The following is a 16,796-nucleotide window of genomic DNA, read 5'->3' on the forward strand; positions in this document are numbered from 1 at the left end:
GTATCGTATCGCCCGCGCCAGCCCAAGAAAAGTGGAATGAGCGCAATTCTGCGTTACGCCGGCGATGCCTGCTTCCCGACGTCGATGAAGCGGACATCAAAAGGACGCTGACATCGAAAGACGCAGTGAAAGGGGCGGAACACGTAGACCTTGACCTTCCCATGATGGGAACGTAGATACTGGTTCACATCGAATCACATCGCGTTTGCGCTGGAGCATCATGAACGAACCCCTCGTCGCCGAAGGCACCGATCTGGCTACGCGCCAGGCCCAGCTCGACATCCGCGGCATGACCTGCGCGTCGTGCGCGATGCGCGTGGAAAAGGCACTGGCGAAGGTGCCCGGCGTCACGCGCGCCACCGTCAATCTCGCCACCGAAAGAGCCACCGTCGAAGCCACGGCCAATCCCCACGACGCCGGCGCGCTCACCCGCCAACTCGTGAGCGCCGTCGAAAAGGCCGGCTACGAAGCCACGCCCATCGCGGCATCCGAAGACACCGCGAGCTTCGCCATCGGCGGCATGACCTGCTCCGCGTGCTCGAACCGCATCGAAAAGGTGCTCGCCCGCGTGCCGGGCGTGACCGGCGCCAGCGTCAACCTCGCGACCGAGGAAGCATCGGTGCGCCTCGACACGCCGCTTGACGACGCCATGCGCGAGCGCCTCGTGGCCGCCGTGCAGAAGGCGGGCTACGAGGCCACGCCGATTAACAAGACTCCGGCAGCGCCCACACCCGAAACCGAAGCCCCGCCTTCGCGCGCCGCCCTCGCCGAAATCGCCGCGCGCCGCGAACTGCGCGCCGTGCTGATCGCCGCCGTACTCACCGTGCCGCTCGTCGTGCCGATGTTCGGCCACTGGCTCGGCCTGCACTGGATGCTGCCCGCCGCCGCGCAGTTCGTGCTCGCGTCGATCGTGCAATTCGGCTTCGGCGCGCGCTTTTATCGCGCCGCCTGGAAAGCCGTGCGCGCCTTCTCCGGCAATATGGATCTGCTGGTCGCGCTCGGCACCTCGGCGGCCTGGGGCGTGAGCGTCTACGCGATGCTCGCCCATCCCGGCGAAACCGCGCATCTGTACTTCGAGGCCTCCGCCGTCGTCATCACGCTGGTGCGCTTCGGCAAATGGCTCGAAGCGCGCGCGAAGCGCCAGACCACCGACGCCATCCGCGCGCTCAACGCGCTGCGCCCCGAACGCGCGCGCATTCGCGAGCACGGCGTGGAACGCGATGTCCCGCTCGCGCAGGTGCGCGTCGGCGCCGTGGTCGTCGTGCGTCCCGGCGAGCGGCTGCCGACCGACGGTGTCGTGCTCGAAGGCCGCAGTCATGTCGACGAATCGCTCATCACCGGCGAAAGCCTGCCCGTGCCGAAGTCGCCCGACGACGCCGTCACCGCCGGCTCGATCAACGGCGAAGGGCTGCTGGCCGTGCGCACGAGCGCCGTCGGCGCGGAAACGACGCTCGCGCGCATCATCCGTCTGGTCGAAAACGCCCAGGCGGAGAAAGCGCCGATCCAGCGTCTCGTCGATCGCGTGAGCGCCGTGTTCGTCCCGGCGATCCTCGTGATCGCGGCGCTCACGCTGGGCGGCTGGCTGCTCGCGGGCGCATCGTTTGAGACCGCGATTCTCAACGCCGTGGCCGTGCTGGTGATCGCCTGTCCGTGCGCGCTTGGCCTCGCCACGCCGGCCGCGATCATGGCGGGCACGGGCGTGGCCGCGCGCCGTGGCGTGCTTATCAAGGATGCCGAAGCACTGGAAACTGCGCACGACATCGGCGTGGTGGCCTTCGACAAGACCGGCACGCTCACGCTCGGCCAACCGACGCTGGCGGCCTTCGAGGCAGCGGACGGCGTCGCGCGCGCCGATGCGCTCGCGCTCGCCGCCGCCGTCCAGCAACACAGCGACCATCCGCTCGCGAAAGCGGTCGTGAACGCGTTTGCCGCGCAGACGCACGGTGTCGCGCTGCCGGCGGCTTCGCAGGCTCGCGCGGTGCCCGGACGCGGCGTGGAGGCCGATGTCGGCGGCCGCCGTCTCGCGATCGGCAGCGCGCGCTGGCTCGCGGAACTCAAGCTCGCCGTGCCGCCCGCCCTCGCCGAACGCGCCCAGGCGCTCGAAGCGCAAGGCAACACCGTGTCGTGGCTGATGGATTTAAATGCAGGCGCTCAGGCCGTCCTCGCGCTGCTCGCTTTCGGCGACACCGTGAAGCCCACCGCGCGCGAGGCCATCGCGCGCCTGAAGGCGATGGGCATTCGCAGCGTGCTCGTGACCGGCGACAACGCAGGCAGCGCGCAGGCCGTGGCGGCGCAGCTCGGCATCGACGAAGTCCACGCGCAGGTGCTGCCCGACGACAAGGCGCGCACGGTGCGCGACCTGAAGATCCGCTCGGGCGCGATCGTCGCGATGGCCGGCGACGGCATCAACGACGCGCCGGCGCTCGCCGCCGCCGATATCGGCATCGCCATGGCCACCGGCACCGACGTCGCCATGCACGCCGCCGGCATCACGCTCATGCGCGGCGATCCGGCGCTGGTGGCCGCCGCCATCGACATCTCGCGGCGCACGTGGCGCAAGATCCAGCAGAACCTGTTCTGGGCCTTCGTCTACAACCTGATCGGCATTCCGCTCGCCGCTTTCGGCCTGCTCAACCCGATGCTCGCGGGCGCCGCGATGGCGTTTTCGAGCGTGAGCGTGGTGACCAACGCGCTGCTGCTGCGCACCTGGCGCGAGCGTCGCTAAGGCTTCTTACAACGGTTTCTCGAAGGCGCGGCGTCATGCACGCCGCGTCGTCTCATTTGCGCGCGCAACAAATCATTATTTCAGCGTGCGAAATATCTCGCGGGTTATAACGCTTTTCCATTCGCGTTCGCGCCCCACATAGAAGCTTTCCTGGATATCGACGCAAACGTTGGCGCTTTTTGCGCGCGCGCCCTCAAGGAACGCTCAAGGTTGGCCGTAATCTGTATGCCAGCGCTTCGAACGCGCCGGTTCCCAGCATCGTTTTAAAGGAACCGCTTCAATGCTTTCATTCGTCCAGCGACGCACCAGCGTGGGTGTCCGCCTCGCACTGCTCTCGTGCGTGATCGTCGCGGCGATCTTCATCGCCTTCACTCTGGCGCTCACGAATAGCGCCGCCACTCAGGTCGGCGAACAGGTGCGCGCGCGCATCGCCGAAAAAGACCAGGCAGTCGCCTCCACGATCGCGCTGATCGACAGCGCGCTCGACGCCGAAGTCGATCGCTCGATGACGCTCTTCGCGAGCTTCCTGCCCGGCGACTTCGCGCTCGATCCTACTCAGACCGTCGATATCGGCGGCAAGGCCACGCCTACTTTCAAAGTGGGCGATCACGTGCTGAACCTCGACTTTTCGATTCCCGATCAGTTCCTCTCGCGCAGCGGCGCCATCGCGACCGTGTTCGCGCGCAGCGGCGACGACTTCGTGCGCGTGACGACTTCCCTCAAGAAGCAGGACGGCTCGCGCGCGATCGGCACGCTGCTCGACCGCAAGGGCCCGGCCTACGAACCCATCCTGGGCGGGCGCAGCTACGCGGGCCTCGCGCAACTGTTCGGCAAGCAATACATCACCGAGTACAAGCCGATTACCGATGCGAGCGGCAAGGTGATCGGCGCGCTCTTCGTGGGCGTCGACGTGGACAGGCAGATCGAGGCGATCAAGACCGGCATCGGCAAGCTCAGGCTTGGCGACACCGGCTATTACTTCGTGATGGACGCCTCCAGCGGCGCGGCGCGCGGCACGTTCCTCGTGCATCCGGCCGCGGCGGGCAAGCATTTCGACGATGCCAACGCGCCCTACACGCGTATGCTCGACGCGCGCGAAGGCACCTTCGATTACACCAGCGCCGACGCCACGCTCGGCGAGCACGACCCGCGCGCGAAGCTCGTCTCGTTCGTGAGCGCGCCGCAATGGCAATGGCTCGTGGGCGGCGTGGTGCCGCGCGACGAAATCATGGCCGAGGTGAACGCCACGCGTAACCGCTTTGCGGCGATCGGCTTCGCGCTCGTCGTGCTGTTCGCGGCGCTGGCGATCTTCGCGGCGCGGCGCATGGTGAGCCAGCCGCTCGACGCCGCCGCGCACGCCGCGGGCCGCCTCGCGGCGGGCGATCTGACGGTGCGGATCGGCGCGGCGCAGAATCCTGCCGCACCGGCCAGCGAAGGCGCCGACGAAATCGGCCGTCTCACCCAGGCCATCGACGGCATCGGCGTGGGTCTCGCGCAGATCGTCGCGCAGGTGCGCGGCGCGAGCGCGCAGATGAGCGACGACACCGGGCGCATCGCGGCCAGCAGCGGCGAGATCGCCGAGCGCATCGCGAGCCAGGCGAGCAGCCTCGAAGAAACCGCCGCGAGCATGGAGGAAATCACCTCGACGGTGCAGCAGAACGCCGATCACGCGCAGCGCGCCAACGCCGTGGTGACGGGCGCAGCCGACGCCGCGCTCGACGGGGGCCGCGCAGTCGAGCGGGTGGTCGCGACGATGCAGGACATCAGCCGCGCCTCGCAGAAAATCACCGACATCACCGGCGTGATCGACGGCATCGCGTTCCAGACCAATATCCTCGCGCTCAACGCGGCCGTGGAAGCGGCGCGCGCGGGCGAGCACGGCAGGGGCTTCGCGGTGGTCGCCAGCGAAGTGCGCGCGCTCGCGCAGCGCAGCGCGGCGGCGGCGCGCGAAATTGCGGCGCTGATTGCGGAGTCGTCGGAAACGGTCGATGCGGGCTACCGCATCGCGGGCGAGGCAAGCACGACGATGCGCGACATCGTCACGCGCGTGGAGGAAGTGCGCGCGATCATCGCCGAGATCAGCGTGGCGTCGCGCGAGCAGTCGGGCGGCATCGAGCAGGTCAACATCGCCGTTTCGCAGATCGGCGAGGCCACGCAGCAGAACGCCGTGCTCGTAGGCGACGCCGAGCGCGCCGCCGCAGCCTTGTCGGAACAGGCCGCCACGCTCGCGCAGCTCGTGAGCGTGTTCAAACTGCGCGGCGAGCGCTGAGCCACGCCGCGCCCGCGCGTTACTGAACGATCGTCGCGCCCTGCACCAGCGACTTGACGAGCTGCGCCGCGCCCGCGTCCATGGCTTCGGCCGTCAGCTCGCGGCGGATTTCGTCCTTCACGTCGCTGTACTTCTGCACCTTCATCGCGCGCTTGTCCTGGAGCTTCACGACGACCCAGGCCTGGCCCGAACGCACCGGCTGCGGGGCCACCGCGCCCACCTTCAACTGCGCGAGCGCACGGGCGAACTCCACCGGCACGCCGTGCGTCTCGCCTTCCCTGACCGGCGTCTTGAAGCTCACCCACGGCATTGCGCCGCCATTCTCCTTCGACGGCACCATGCTGTAGTCGTGCGCGAGCGCATCGAACGGCTGGCCCGCCTTCGCCTTCGCGATCACGTCCTGCGCGAGCTTCTGATCCGCAAGCACGATCACCTGCGGTTTGAACTCGAATTTGCCCAGCTCAATATTGGTGGTGTCGTAGCGCGCGCGGATTTCGCGCTCGGTCGGCTCCGGCACGTGAACGTTGTCCTGCATCCACGCGCGAATTTCGATGTCGGTCCTGGTGGCATCGCTCGCCTGCACGACTTCGGGGCGCTGGTCGTAATGCGCCTTCACCGCTTGCTGGCGCATGACCTCGCGCACGATCAACTGCTCCTTGAGCGCCTTGCGCAACTGCGGCGTGTCCGTGGCGTCCTGGTTGTGGCTCATCACGGTCTGCACCGCGTTATCGAGCGCCGATTGCGGAATCTGCACGCCATTGACCACGGCCATCGCGCCGGCAGGCAAGCCCGGCGTCGCGCCTGAAGAACTGCCGGCGCTGGCCGGGGTGGCAAGCGCCTGCGCGAACGTGGGCAGCGAGGCGGCGAGCACGGCGCACGCGCCGAGCGCACGCAAGAAAGGGGACATACGGAACATCGTGTTTGGACTCCAAGGGTGGGAGGGCCAGCGGCCCGCGCCCGGCATTATCGCCCGCGCAAGGGCGCGCAGACGAAATGCGCGTGGCGCGCTTCCTGCCCTCGACAGAAATAGCGCATCGGATCAATGAGTTAAGCGGGATGCGGACAGGTTTTCCACAAGGCTGTGAACAAAAACTGTGGAGAACTTTGCCCCGAAACGCAGCCCCCCTACAAACATCTGTTTCGTTTAGATTCAACAAGTTAGATGTTTACATGTTGAATTCGGCTCTGGCTGGAATCCGACCGTGGCATCTGTTTCGTGGGGCATCCCGAGGGGGAAAAACGATCGCTAACGGTCAGCGAAGGGACGCTGCTCAAGCTCACCGCCGCCGATCAAAACCGCATCCTCAATGACGGCGCTGGCCTGTCCGGCAAGGTGCACATCTGGACGAAAAGCATCAGCGTCCACTTCCGCTATCTCTACCGGTTCCAGGGCGAGCCGCGTGAAATGGCGCTGGACGTGTGGCCGCGCAGCCCACTCGACACCATCTGCGCGAACTTCGAGGAAACGAAGCTGCGCGTCGGGCGCGGCGGCGACCCGGCAGGCCAGAGGCAGGCCGTCGCGCGGAAGATCAAGGTTGAGCAGGCAGAGAGAGGTTGTGCGCCAGCAGCCAGGAGCAGGCCGGTCAGCAACTGACGGTCGCAGCCATGTTCGAAGCGTGGCATCCCGAGGCGATGGCGGAGAACACATTGCGGCATGCAAAAACTGTACGCCGCACGTTCGAACTGCATCTGCTGCCGCAGGTAGGTGCCGTGCCGGTGCTCGACGTGAAGCCGGAAAATCTCCGCAAGGTTGTGAAGGGGCTTGTCGAGTGCGGGAAGGTGTCAACGGCGATATCCCTTTACATCTCGACCCGGGCGATGTTCACGTGGGCGGGCAAACGCAGGCCATGGCGGCTGCTGTTCGAGGTCAGCCCCGTCGAGGAAGTGGACATTTCCAGACTGTTGCCAGCGGGATACCAGGACTGGAGCGAGCGCGTGCTCAGTGACGGCGAGATCATCGAGCTGCGCAACCGCCTCGAGACAATCCGCAATACTTGGGACCTGCATGAGGGACCACGACGCGGCAGGATCGCGACGCCCATGTCTCGCGAGCATGTCCTGGCCGTGTGGGTGATGCTCGCGACGCTCGCGCGTGTCAATGAAATCTGTGCGGCGCGCTGGGTGCATGTGGACTTCAGCAAGGCTGACCTGGTTCATTCCCCCGAGCAGGCGAAGAACGGCAAGGAGTTCACCATTCACCTGTCGCGCTTCGCACTGCGACTGCTGCGGGAACTGCACGCAGTAACAGGTCACATGCCATTTGTCCTGCCGCATCCCAGGGATGAAACCAGTCCGGTGACGACTTACATGCTCCAGTGTGCAATCAGCGACCGTCAGAGCTGGGGAAAGCGGAAGAAGCAAAAGAGCGGGCTTGCCGAAGCGACAGCGCGCTCCCTGATCCTGCCCGGGGGCGCATGGAGCTGTCATGACCTGCGGCGTACGGGTGCGACGCTCATGCAGGTGTGCGGCTTTGAAGAGCGGATTGTGGACCGGTGCCTGAATCACAGTGTTACAACCCAGGCCCGCAGGCAGGGCATCAATCCGCGCCTGCTTCGCACTTACCAGAAGCACGACTACGAAAACGAGATGCGCGCAGCGTGGGCAGCGCTGGGCGACTACCTGATGAGTCTGGACGGTGCACTCACACAGATTGCCGGACCCGATGCCATCGACGTGGCGAACGACGACACGGCAGAACTGCCGCAGATCGAAGCGGCCTGATGCACCGGACGCGGCCTTGCCGCGTCCGTTTCCAACCTCACGTCTGAAAACATGAACGAACCCATCCTTGTGAATACGCTGGAACTGCTGGGCGTGAGACTGAGTGTGAAGAATATCCGGCAATTAACTTTGGATAACTAAATACTATGGTGTCGCCGATATGGAATCCAGGTGCCTCCAATATAAGCATTTCGATGTTCTTTCAAATCTCTTACTGCATGGGTGGAGATTTGACGTACAACAATTACGTATGAAAATCGTGAGGGTTCACGAAATTTCTGTCGGATTTCAGTTTCTTTTCTACCAAAAAGAAAGTTAGTCTCTCAACTATATTGTCGGTTGGTTAATATCCTGGTAGTCGCGTTGACTTTTGGCGCTTTTCTGATTCTGGAAACTCCATGGTCCCTTTGACTGAATATCGTTTCGCGCGGATCCCTCTCAACGCAACTAGATTAGGATTACATATCAGTGACATACGAAGACCCTGGGCTATCTGCCCTCGTTACTATCGCCCGATTCCATAATATCGCTGCCGACGCGGCCCAACTCAAACATGCAGCTGCGGTGGACGCCGGGTGCTTCAGCGCGAAGGATATCGTGCTTTCGGCGCGCCGCCTCGGTTTAAAGGCCCGCATAGTTGTCCTGCGTGTGGAAAGGCTGGCTGGCGCACCATTGCCCTCGCTCGTTCTCGACGGCCAGGGCCATCACTTCATCCTCGCGAAGACAGACGGAAAGACCGCACTGATTCTCGAGCCCGGTAGCGCGGCACCGACCGTAAAGCCTATAGAGGAGATCGTGGCTCGCAGCACAGGCCAGATGCTGCTATTCGCATCTCGCGCTTCGCTCGCCGGAGAACTCGCGCACTTCGACTTCTCCTGGTTCATCCCTGCGATTGTGCGTTACCGAAAGTTGCTTCTCGAAGTGCTAGGTGTGTCGCTCGTACTGCAACTGTCCGGATTGGTCTCGCCACTGATGTTCCAGGTTGTGATGGACAAGGTGCTTGTGAACCGCACCTACAGCACATTGAACGTCGTCTGCATCACGTTGCTGGTTGCGTCGGTGTTCGAGGTGCTGCTCACGGGCCTGCGCAACTACGTGTTCGCGCACACGACTAACCGCATTGACGTCGAACTCGGCGCACGCCTGTTCCGCCATCTGGTGGCGCTGCCACTCGGGTATTTCGGAGCGCGCCGTGTAGGCGATACGGTCGCCCGCGTGCGCGAACTGGAAAACATCCGCAACTTCCTGACTGGCCAGGCGCTCACGGCCGTCATCGACATAGCGTTTTCGTTCGTTTTCGTCGGCGTGATGTGCATCTACAGCGGCTGGCTCACTATGCTCGTGGTGGCCTCGCTGCCGGTCTACGGTATCGTCTCCGCTCTGCTCGTGCCCGCGTTCCGCGCGCGTCTGAACGAGAAGTTCGCGCGCGGTGCGGACAACCAGTCTTTTCTCGTCGAATCGGTGTCGGGCGTGGAAACGGTCAAGGCGATGGCGGTCGAGCCGCAGTTCATCCGGCGCTGGGAATCGCAGCTCGCGGCCTACGTGAGCGCGGGTTTTCGTGTGAACCAGCTCGGCAACGTTGGCCAGCAGCTTATCCAGCTCGTCGGCAAGCTTGTCATGCTCGGTACGCTCTTCATCGGCGCGCGGCTTGTGATCGACGGACGGCTGAGCGTCGGCGAACTCGTTGCCTTCAACATGATGTCGCAGCGCGTGAGCGCGCCCGTGCTGCGTCTCGCGCAACTGTGGCAGGACTTCCAGCAGACCGGCATCTCGATGCAGCGTCTGGGCGATATCCTCAACACCCGCACCGAGATTCCGCAGACGCGCCAGACGTTGCCGCCAATTCGCGGCGACGTGCAGTTCGATAACATTCGCTTTCGCTATCGCCCCGACAGCCCGACCGTGCTCGATGGCGTGTCGCTGAACATCCGCGCCGGACAGGTGATTGGCATTGTCGGTCGTTCGGGCTCGGGCAAGAGCACGCTCACGAAGCTGTTGCAACGGCTCTACATTCCCGAGCAGGGCACCGTGCGCATCGACGGCCAGGATCTCGCGTTGGTCGACCCAACGTGGCTGCGCAGGCAGATCGGCGTGGTGCTGCAGGAGAATCTGCTGTTCAACCGCTCTGTGCGCGATAACATCGCGCTGACCGATCCCGGCGCGCCGATCGAGGCCGTGATTCAGGCAGCGAAGCTCGCGGGCGCGCACGGCTTCATCTGCGAACTGCCCGAAAGCTACGACACGGTGGTGGGCGAGCAGGGCAGCAATCTCTCGGGCGGACAGCGCCAGCGTCTTGCTATCGCCCGCGCGCTGCTCACGAATCCTCGCATCCTGATTTTCGACGAGGCAACCAGCGCACTCGACTTCGAGACCGAACGCATCATTCGCGAGAACATGAAGTCGATCTGTGCTGGCCGCACGGTCATCATCATCGCGCACCGGCTGAGCGCTGTGCGACACGCGAACCGCATCTTCGCGATGGATCACGGAAAAATCGTCGAACAGGGCGATCATGAGAGCCTGCTCGGTCACGGGGGCTATTATGCGCACCTCGTTTCCATTCAGGATGCCTAAGTGAACATGCAACCGATGAAAATTCAGGCGTTCACCGACCTGTTGCGCCGCTATGCGGCGGTCTGGCGCGAGGTCTGGCAGATCCGCGCGCAGCTCGAGCGTCCCACACGAGATGCCGACCAGCTTGCCTTCCTGCCCGCCGAGCTGGAACTCGTTGAGACGCCTGTGCATCCCGCGCCGCGCTGGACGATGCGAATACTCGTGCTGCTCAGCGTCCTCGCGTTGCTCATCGGTATCGTCGGACGGCTGGATATCGTGGTGACGGCCAGCGGTCAGTTCATCCCGAATGCACGCGTGAAAACCGTCCAGCCGGCGATTACCGGCGTGGTGCGTGAGATTCGCGTGAAGGACGGTCAGCGCGTGGCAGCAGGGGATCTGCTGATGAAACTCGACATCACGCAGGCCGCTGCCGACGCCGACAAGGCGCACATGTCGCGGCTCGATGCGGAACTCGCAGCCGCACGTGTCAATGCGTTGCTTGCCGCGCAGCAGGTCGGCCGCGTGCCGGTCGTGGCACGGGTCGACGACGCGCCCGCCGCGCGCATGCAGGACGCACAGCGTCATGCCGAAGGCGCGTGGTTCGAATACCGCGACCAGTACGAGGGCGGGAAAGCCGAACTGGCGAAGCGGCAGGCGGAACTGGACAGCACCCGCGCGGAGATCGCGAAGCTTGCGCAGACCGCGCCACTCGCGCGCCAGCAGGCAGATGCGTACCGTGCACTCGTCGCGGATAAATACGTGGCGCGCAACGACTATCTCGACAAGGAACAGTCGGCGCTCGATAAAGAACATGAACTCGCCGCGCAGCGTGCCCACGCGAATGAACTCGCGGCGGCGATTGCGGAGCAGCGCGCGCAGGTCGACGCGACGGCGTCGAAGTTCCGTCGCGACCAGCTCGACGAGCTGGAGAAGGCAACGCAGCAGGCGACGCAGAGCCGCGACGACGAAACCAAGGCGACCACGCGCCAGGCGCTCATGAGCCTGACTGCTCCCGTGGCGGGCACGGTGCAGCAGCTCTCGGTGCACACGCTGGGCGGCGTGGTAACGACGGCGCAGGCGCTGATGGAGATCGTGCCCGACGACGCGCTCGAAGTGGAGGCACGGCTCGCCAACCGCGACATCGGCTTCGTGCAGGTGGGCCAGCGCGCGGCGGTGAAGATTGAAGCGTTTCCCTATACGCGTTACGGGTATCTGGACGGGACCATCACTGAGGTTTCGAACGATGCCGTGCAGGACAAAAAGCTCGGACTCACGTTTCCGGTGCGCATCCGCCTCACGACGAACCGCATCCACATCGACAACCGCTGGATCACTCTGACTCCAGGCATGGCGGTGACGGCCGATATCTGCACGGGCAAGCGCAGCGTGATCGGGTACTTCCTTGATCCGTTGATGCGTACGGCACGGGAGGGTATGCGTGAGCGCTAACCGGAAGACGTTGGTGGCGCTCGTTGCGTGTATCGCGACGATGAACACGGCCCATGCAATCGACGTGCTGCGCGCCGAACAAAACATTTCCGCGACTGCGGCCGGTTCGTTCGCACCGGTTTGCGGACTCGGCGCAGCGCCAGGCCGTCCGTTGAAGCTCGACGAAGCCGTCGAGCGCACGCTGTGCAGCAATCCGAAAACACGCGAGGCATGGGCTGCGGTGAAGGCGCAGGCGGCGGGTGTCGGTGCGGCCCGTGCGGCCTATCTGCCGCAGATATCGGCGAACTGGCAGGGCGTGCGCGAAAGCTCAGTGATCGACATCGAAAACCATCCGGCGCTCAGCGAGGACATCAACGCGTTCACGCGTACGGCAGGTGTGAGCCTGAACTGGCTGCTATACGACTTCGGCGGGCGTGAGGCTGCGCTGAAGAACGCGAACGCGCTACTCGATGCGGCGCGCGCCAGCCAGGACGCGACGTTGCAGGCGTTCTTTGCGCAGGCTGCGAAGGATTACTACGCAGCGCAGACCGCCATTGGCGAACTTCAGGCGGCACAGGACGTGGAGGCCATGACGCGCCAGAGCATGCAGGCGGCGCAGGCACGCACGGACAAGGGCGTAGCCCCTGTCACAGACGCGCTTCAAGCGCAGACGCAGCACGAACAGGCTGTGTTCAGCCTGACGAAGGCGCAGAGCGATGCGCAGACGGCGCTGGGCGCGCTCGCATCGGACATGAACCTCGCGCCCGACGTGCCGCTCGATGTTCCAGCTGTGACCGAGGGCGTGCGCACGGACCGCACGTTCAGTGAGTCCGTCGCGGAGATGATCCGTGACGTGCAGGCGACGCATCCCTTGGTGCGTGCCGTGCAGGCTCAGTATGAGGCGGCGGTCGCGAAAATGTCGCAGACGCGCGCGCAGGGGCTGCCGAGTATCAGCCTGGTGGCGAAGTACAGCCGAAACAACCAGCCGCAGAGCATGGGGCTGGGGCTGGCGACGTATTCGTCGACAGGACATGACGCATATGTCGGCGTTCAGATGAGCATTCCACTGTTCGAGGGGTTCGGGCGGCATTACCAGATCGACCAGGCGAGAGCGCAGGCCGAGCATCAGGCGGACGCGATCGACGAAGCGCGGCAGAAAGTGGCGCTGGATGTGTGGGTGAGTTACCAGACGCTCGAAAGCGCAACGAAGAACGCGCAAAACAGCGCGAACCTGCTTGCGATTGCAAGCCGTTCTTGGGAGGCCGCGAAGCATCGTTACGACGCGGGTGTGGGAAGCATTCTCGAACTGATGAACACGCAGGCGGCGCTGGCGAATGCAAAACAGCGCAGGGTCCAGTCGCTTGCAGAATGGGATAACGCAAGGATTGACATGGCGTCGAAACTCGGGACGCTAGGAAAAAAGGATTTGCAATGACGATATTTCATCGTCGTTGTTTTCCGTACGTGGATTCAGTCAATTTTTGATTTTATGGTTTGTGAAGCTGGGTCTTCATGGTCAAGCTTCCAATCAGCCCAGGCTGGGTTATTCTGGTCTGGAAAACTAAAGCTCATATCATGGGAGTACTAATGGGCGCTTCTTACATTTCTGTTACCGACAACGCTGCGTCGTACACGCTCGACAATACTACTTTTGATGTACAAAGTGGGGCGGGGATGACGCTTTATGGCTCATCCGATTTGGTGTTTCTGGAAAGCGGTTCAGGTATCCCCTTCGGGACACAGGGCTACATCCGAATCGTGGGGTCGGGAAACACGGTGCTCGGATCTTCTGCCAATGGTGCGGAAATCGTCGTGTCGGGCTCGGACAACGTCATATCCGCCGGAGCCAACAGCGTCATCATCGACGGGGACGCTGGTGGTGGACATACCCTTTCCGGCAATGGGCAAAACGACACAATCACTGTGGGAGTCAATTCGAACGTAACCGCCGGGGTAAATTCCAGGATTAACATGACGGGTGGCTACGCGTTTGTGGCAACCGACGCGTCTGCCATTGTCTCAGGAAGCAGCGATTCAATCGAAGCTCACGGCGCTGTGTCGGTGGCGGGTAGCAACAACAACATCTATGACCGAGGCATCGGTGTCGGTGCCGTCACGATTTCAGGCACGAGCAATACTGTTTCAGTGGGATCGAACCGGCTAGTTGATGACTCTCAAGGCCGTGGCGACCTGATTACCATTGGTGATGGTAATCAGATTGTCCTCGGATCGGGGGGGACGCTTAACATCAACGGAAGCAACAACAGCGTGTCTTTCAATACTGCCAATGGCGCGGAGACGATTCAGGCGGACGGCGGTTACTTCGTGAAGGAAGACGCAAGTGGCAATATCTCGATGAATGCCTCGTCATTTGCAGTTCAAAACGGCGTAGCTCTAATCGGACTCGGTAACGGAAATGTTGTCACGGTCTCCAACATGAAATCCGGTCTTGGTGCAGACACTACTGCGAATAACCAGGTGAGCCAGCTTGTATCGGCAATGGCCTCGTATTCGGGTGGCGCTGCGGGCATCACATCGACAGTTGCGGCGCAGGCGCCGGTCGAAGCGTCGCTCTTTGCATCCGCGCATCAGTAGGACTTCGCTAATCCGTTCCAATTGTAGAGCGGTTGGTGCCTAAGGGAGGGCTGGACGCGGCCCCCCCTTGGTTGGTGGAGCCAATCGCACGTTCCAGCGTCTATAACGTCGGCCTTCAACGAAAACAACCTTGGATCATGTGTGACGCCGCACTCGCCGCATGGCGCGCAGGTCTTATTTCCGATGCCGAAAAGCATTGCCGAGCGGCAATCGCCACCTCACCAGAAAATGCCAGGGCGCACTATCTAGCGAGCCTGATAGCGTTCTCCGCTGGGCAGACCAGAGCGGCTAAAGCGTCCTTGTGTGACGCGCTCGCATACAGCACGAGTCCTCGCGATGCGATGGAATTCGCTGGTTCGCTACTCAAGCAAGGCCGCATTGATGATGCGCGCATGACCCTTCGCCGTGCACTAGAACTTGATCCGACGCTTGCGGCTGCTCACTTCTATATTTCCAATACGTTTGGTCCCGAAGATTCTGACCAGGCGGAGGCGCATCTTCGGCAGGCAATCGAGCTTGCGCCTTCACTCGTGGAAGCACACAACAACCTCGGAAATCTGCTGCACGCGAGCCGCCCCGAGGAAGCACGAGCGGCATACGAGCGAGCAATTGCATTGCGGCCCAACTTCGCGCGAGCCTGGTTCAACCTCGGCGTTCTGCTCGAGCAATCTGAACCAGAGGTGGCGGAAAAAGCGCTGCGACGCGCAGTCGAGTTGGATCCCAGCTTCGCGCCCGCATGGAATGCATTAGGGCGCCTGTTCTCAAATTCCCGGCGATACGAAGCTAAGGTCGCACTTACGCGAGCTGTGGAGTTAGACCCTGGTTTTGCGGTAGCCTGGTCCAATCTCGCCCATGTGCTTTCAACGACAAATCAGGCCGAAGCCGAGAGTGCTGCGCGCAAGGCCATTGCACTTGATCCGCACATTGCAAGCGCATACTACAACCTTGGCGTCTTGCTTAGCCGCCAGCGCGTGGATGAAGCCGTGGAAATGCTAAAGCGAGCAGTGGCACTGAAGCCCGATCATGCAAACGCATGGTATCAGCTTGGGCATCTACTATCGCATGACGATCCAGCCGAAGCTTTGGGAGCGCTGCGTAGGGCGATCGATCTGAATCCTGAACTTGGGAATGCGCACGCGGTTCTTGGCAATGTCTTCCTCGCCATGGGATGTGCAAAGAGATCGATCCTTGCTTTGCGACATGCGCTTGAGTGTGATCCGGGCAACATCGTTGCTCATGCGAACCTCATCTTCGCGCTTCCTTTTCAGACTGATGACCCCAAGGCAATCCTGAACGAGTGTAGCCGGTTTGTTGCACAACACGAGGCTCCGGTCCTTGCAATCGGGCGTACTCGTGATGAGCCGAACGACCGTAGACCGGGTCGGCGTTTGCGCATCGGCTACGTTTCACCTGATTTCAACTCGCATTGTCAGTCGCTCTTCACGCTACCGCTGTTGTCCCAGCACGATCACGCGAATTTTGAAATCATTTGCTACTCGAGTGTCAGGCAGCCGGATAGTACGACCGCGGCAATCAGGAACCTAGCCGATGTTTGGCGCGACGTTCACGCGCTTGACGATGACGCGCTCGCGCGACAAATTCATGTCGATCGCATCGATATACTCGTTGACTTAACCATGCACATGGAGGGTTGTCGACGCCTTTTATTTGCGCGGCGCCCTGCGCCTGTGCAGGTTGCCTGGCTTGCCTATCCTGGTACAACCGGCAGTCCCGCGATGGATTACCGTCTGTCGGACCCATGGCTGGACCCCGAGGACGAGCCGGGTCGGGACGCATTTTATTCGGAGCGGACAATTCGCTTGCCCCATGCATTCTGGTGCTACGACCCTCAGGTAGAGCACTTGGCTATCAACGATCTGCCTGCTGCAAATGGCGCTCCGTTCACTTTCGGTTGTCTCAATAACCCGGCGAAGTTCAGCGACCACTCTCTGCGCCTTTGGGCTGGTGTCCTTGCCGCTGTACCCGCGTCTCGTTTGCTGGTTTTGGCGCCGCGGGGTGTACATCGCGATCATCTAATCGAGCGATATGGCGCAAACGGCATTGATCCTTCACGTGTGCTGCTTGTCGGTCGACAACCCCGCCGCGCCTATCTGGAAACCTATCATCGCATCGATCTCGCGCTTGACTCCTTTCCGTGCAACGGTCATACGACCAGTTTGGATGCTTTCTGGATGGGTGTCCCTGTCATCACGCTAGCCGGGCGCTCAGCCATAAGTCGAGGCGGCAGGAGTATCGCCGGGAATCTTGGGATGCCCGAACTCGCCGCGGGTTCCGACGACGAATTTGTGCGTGCGGCTTGTGCGCTTGCAGGCAATTTGCCCCGTCTCTCTGCTTTGCGCGGACTGTTAAGAGCCCGTTTGAAAGCATCGGCGCTAATGGATGCGCAACGATTCGCGGCAGACATCGAACAGGCATACCGGGCAATGTGGCAAGAGTACTGCGAAGGTCGGCGCGAAAGGGACGAGTAAAGCTGTACGGATGGGG

The 16,796-nt window shown here is 62.6% G+C and carries 10 protein-coding genes; 9 read left to right on the forward strand and 1 reads right to left on the reverse strand.

Annotated elements, in window-relative coordinates; genetic code table 11:
- Positions 1-220: 220 nt before the first annotated feature.
- Positions 221-2,725 carry a heavy metal translocating P-type ATPase gene (locus B0G62_RS14975; protein WP_103704999.1) on the forward strand — a complete coding sequence of 835 codons (2,505 nt, stop codon included), beginning with the start codon at positions 221-223 and terminating at the stop codon, positions 2,723-2,725.
- 280 nt (positions 2,726-3,005) lie between these two features.
- On the forward strand, positions 3,006-4,994 hold the full coding sequence (locus B0G62_RS14980; protein ID WP_103705000.1) for a methyl-accepting chemotaxis protein: 1,989 nt from the start codon (positions 3,006-3,008) through the stop codon (positions 4,992-4,994).
- Positions 4,995-5,013: 19 nt separating this feature from the next.
- Here B0G62_RS14980 and B0G62_RS14985 read toward each other — a convergent pair whose 3' ends face one another.
- Complete coding sequence (locus B0G62_RS14985) at positions 5,014-5,901, reverse strand: peptidylprolyl isomerase (protein WP_167401258.1); 888 nt, start codon at positions 5,899-5,901, stop codon at positions 5,014-5,016.
- A gap of 309 nt (positions 5,902-6,210) precedes the next feature.
- On the opposite strand from B0G62_RS14985, the gene B0G62_RS14990 reads away from it, so the two are divergent.
- From B0G62_RS14990 to B0G62_RS15020, 7 genes are all read left to right on the forward strand, one after another.
- The gene (locus tag B0G62_RS14990; protein WP_103705002.1) at positions 6,211-6,588 is read left to right on the forward strand and encodes a hypothetical protein; all 378 of its coding nucleotides are present in this window, start codon (positions 6,211-6,213) and stop codon (positions 6,586-6,588) included.
- A gap of 11 nt (positions 6,589-6,599) precedes the next feature.
- Positions 6,600-7,715: a tyrosine-type recombinase/integrase gene (locus B0G62_RS14995; RefSeq protein ID WP_103705003.1), complete on the forward strand. Its 1,116-nt coding sequence runs from the start codon at positions 6,600-6,602 to the stop codon at positions 7,713-7,715.
- 468 nt (positions 7,716-8,183) lie between these two features.
- A complete protein-coding gene (locus tag B0G62_RS15000; protein WP_103705004.1) occupies positions 8,184-10,289 on the forward strand; it encodes a type I secretion system permease/ATPase in 2,106 nt (701 codons plus the stop codon).
- Positions 10,290-10,295: 6 nt separating this feature from the next.
- A complete protein-coding gene (locus B0G62_RS15005) occupies positions 10,296-11,717 on the forward strand; it encodes an HlyD family type I secretion periplasmic adaptor subunit (RefSeq protein WP_103705190.1) in 1,422 nt (473 codons plus the stop codon).
- Between the two features lie 40 nt (positions 11,718-11,757).
- On the forward strand, positions 11,758-13,131 hold the full coding sequence (locus B0G62_RS15010) for a TolC family protein (protein ID WP_103705191.1): 1,374 nt from the start codon (positions 11,758-11,760) through the stop codon (positions 13,129-13,131).
- 77 nt (positions 13,132-13,208) lie between these two features.
- The gene (locus B0G62_RS15015; RefSeq protein ID WP_146055292.1) at positions 13,209-14,291 is read left to right on the forward strand and encodes a hypothetical protein; all 1,083 of its coding nucleotides are present in this window, start codon (positions 13,209-13,211) and stop codon (positions 14,289-14,291) included.
- Positions 14,292-14,428: 137 nt separating this feature from the next.
- A complete protein-coding gene (locus B0G62_RS15020) occupies positions 14,429-16,780 on the forward strand; it encodes a tetratricopeptide repeat protein (RefSeq protein WP_103705006.1) in 2,352 nt (783 codons plus the stop codon).
- Positions 16,781-16,796: the final 16 nt, after the last annotated feature.

It is taken from the genome of Paraburkholderia eburnea, assembly GCF_002917095.1.
Taxonomy (GTDB): Bacteria; Pseudomonadota; Gammaproteobacteria; order Burkholderiales; family Burkholderiaceae; genus Paraburkholderia; species Paraburkholderia eburnea.

What these genes read in the sequence shown, in the direction of transcription:
- B0G62_RS14975 (WP_103704999.1), top strand. Translation starts at nt 221, where the DNA reads ATGAACGAACCCCTCGTCGCCGAAGGCACCGATCTGGCTACGCGCCAG.
- B0G62_RS14980 (WP_103705000.1), top strand. Translation starts at nt 3,006, where the DNA reads ATGCTTTCATTCGTCCAGCGACGCACCAGCGTGGGTGTCCGCCTCGCA.
- B0G62_RS14985 (WP_167401258.1), bottom strand. Translation starts at nt 5,901, where the DNA reads ATGTCCCCTTTCTTGCGTGCGCTCGGCGCGTGCGCCGTGCTCGCCGCC.
- B0G62_RS14995 (WP_103705003.1), top strand. Translation starts at nt 6,600, where the DNA reads ATGTTCGAAGCGTGGCATCCCGAGGCGATGGCGGAGAACACATTGCGG.
- B0G62_RS15005 (WP_103705190.1), top strand. Translation starts at nt 10,296, where the DNA reads ATGCAACCGATGAAAATTCAGGCGTTCACCGACCTGTTGCGCCGCTAT.
- B0G62_RS15010 (WP_103705191.1), top strand. Translation starts at nt 11,758, where the DNA reads ATGAACACGGCCCATGCAATCGACGTGCTGCGCGCCGAACAAAACATT.
- B0G62_RS15015 (WP_146055292.1), top strand. Translation starts at nt 13,209, where the DNA reads ATGGTCAAGCTTCCAATCAGCCCAGGCTGGGTTATTCTGGTCTGGAAA.
- B0G62_RS15020 (WP_103705006.1), top strand. Translation starts at nt 14,429, where the DNA reads ATGTGTGACGCCGCACTCGCCGCATGGCGCGCAGGTCTTATTTCCGAT.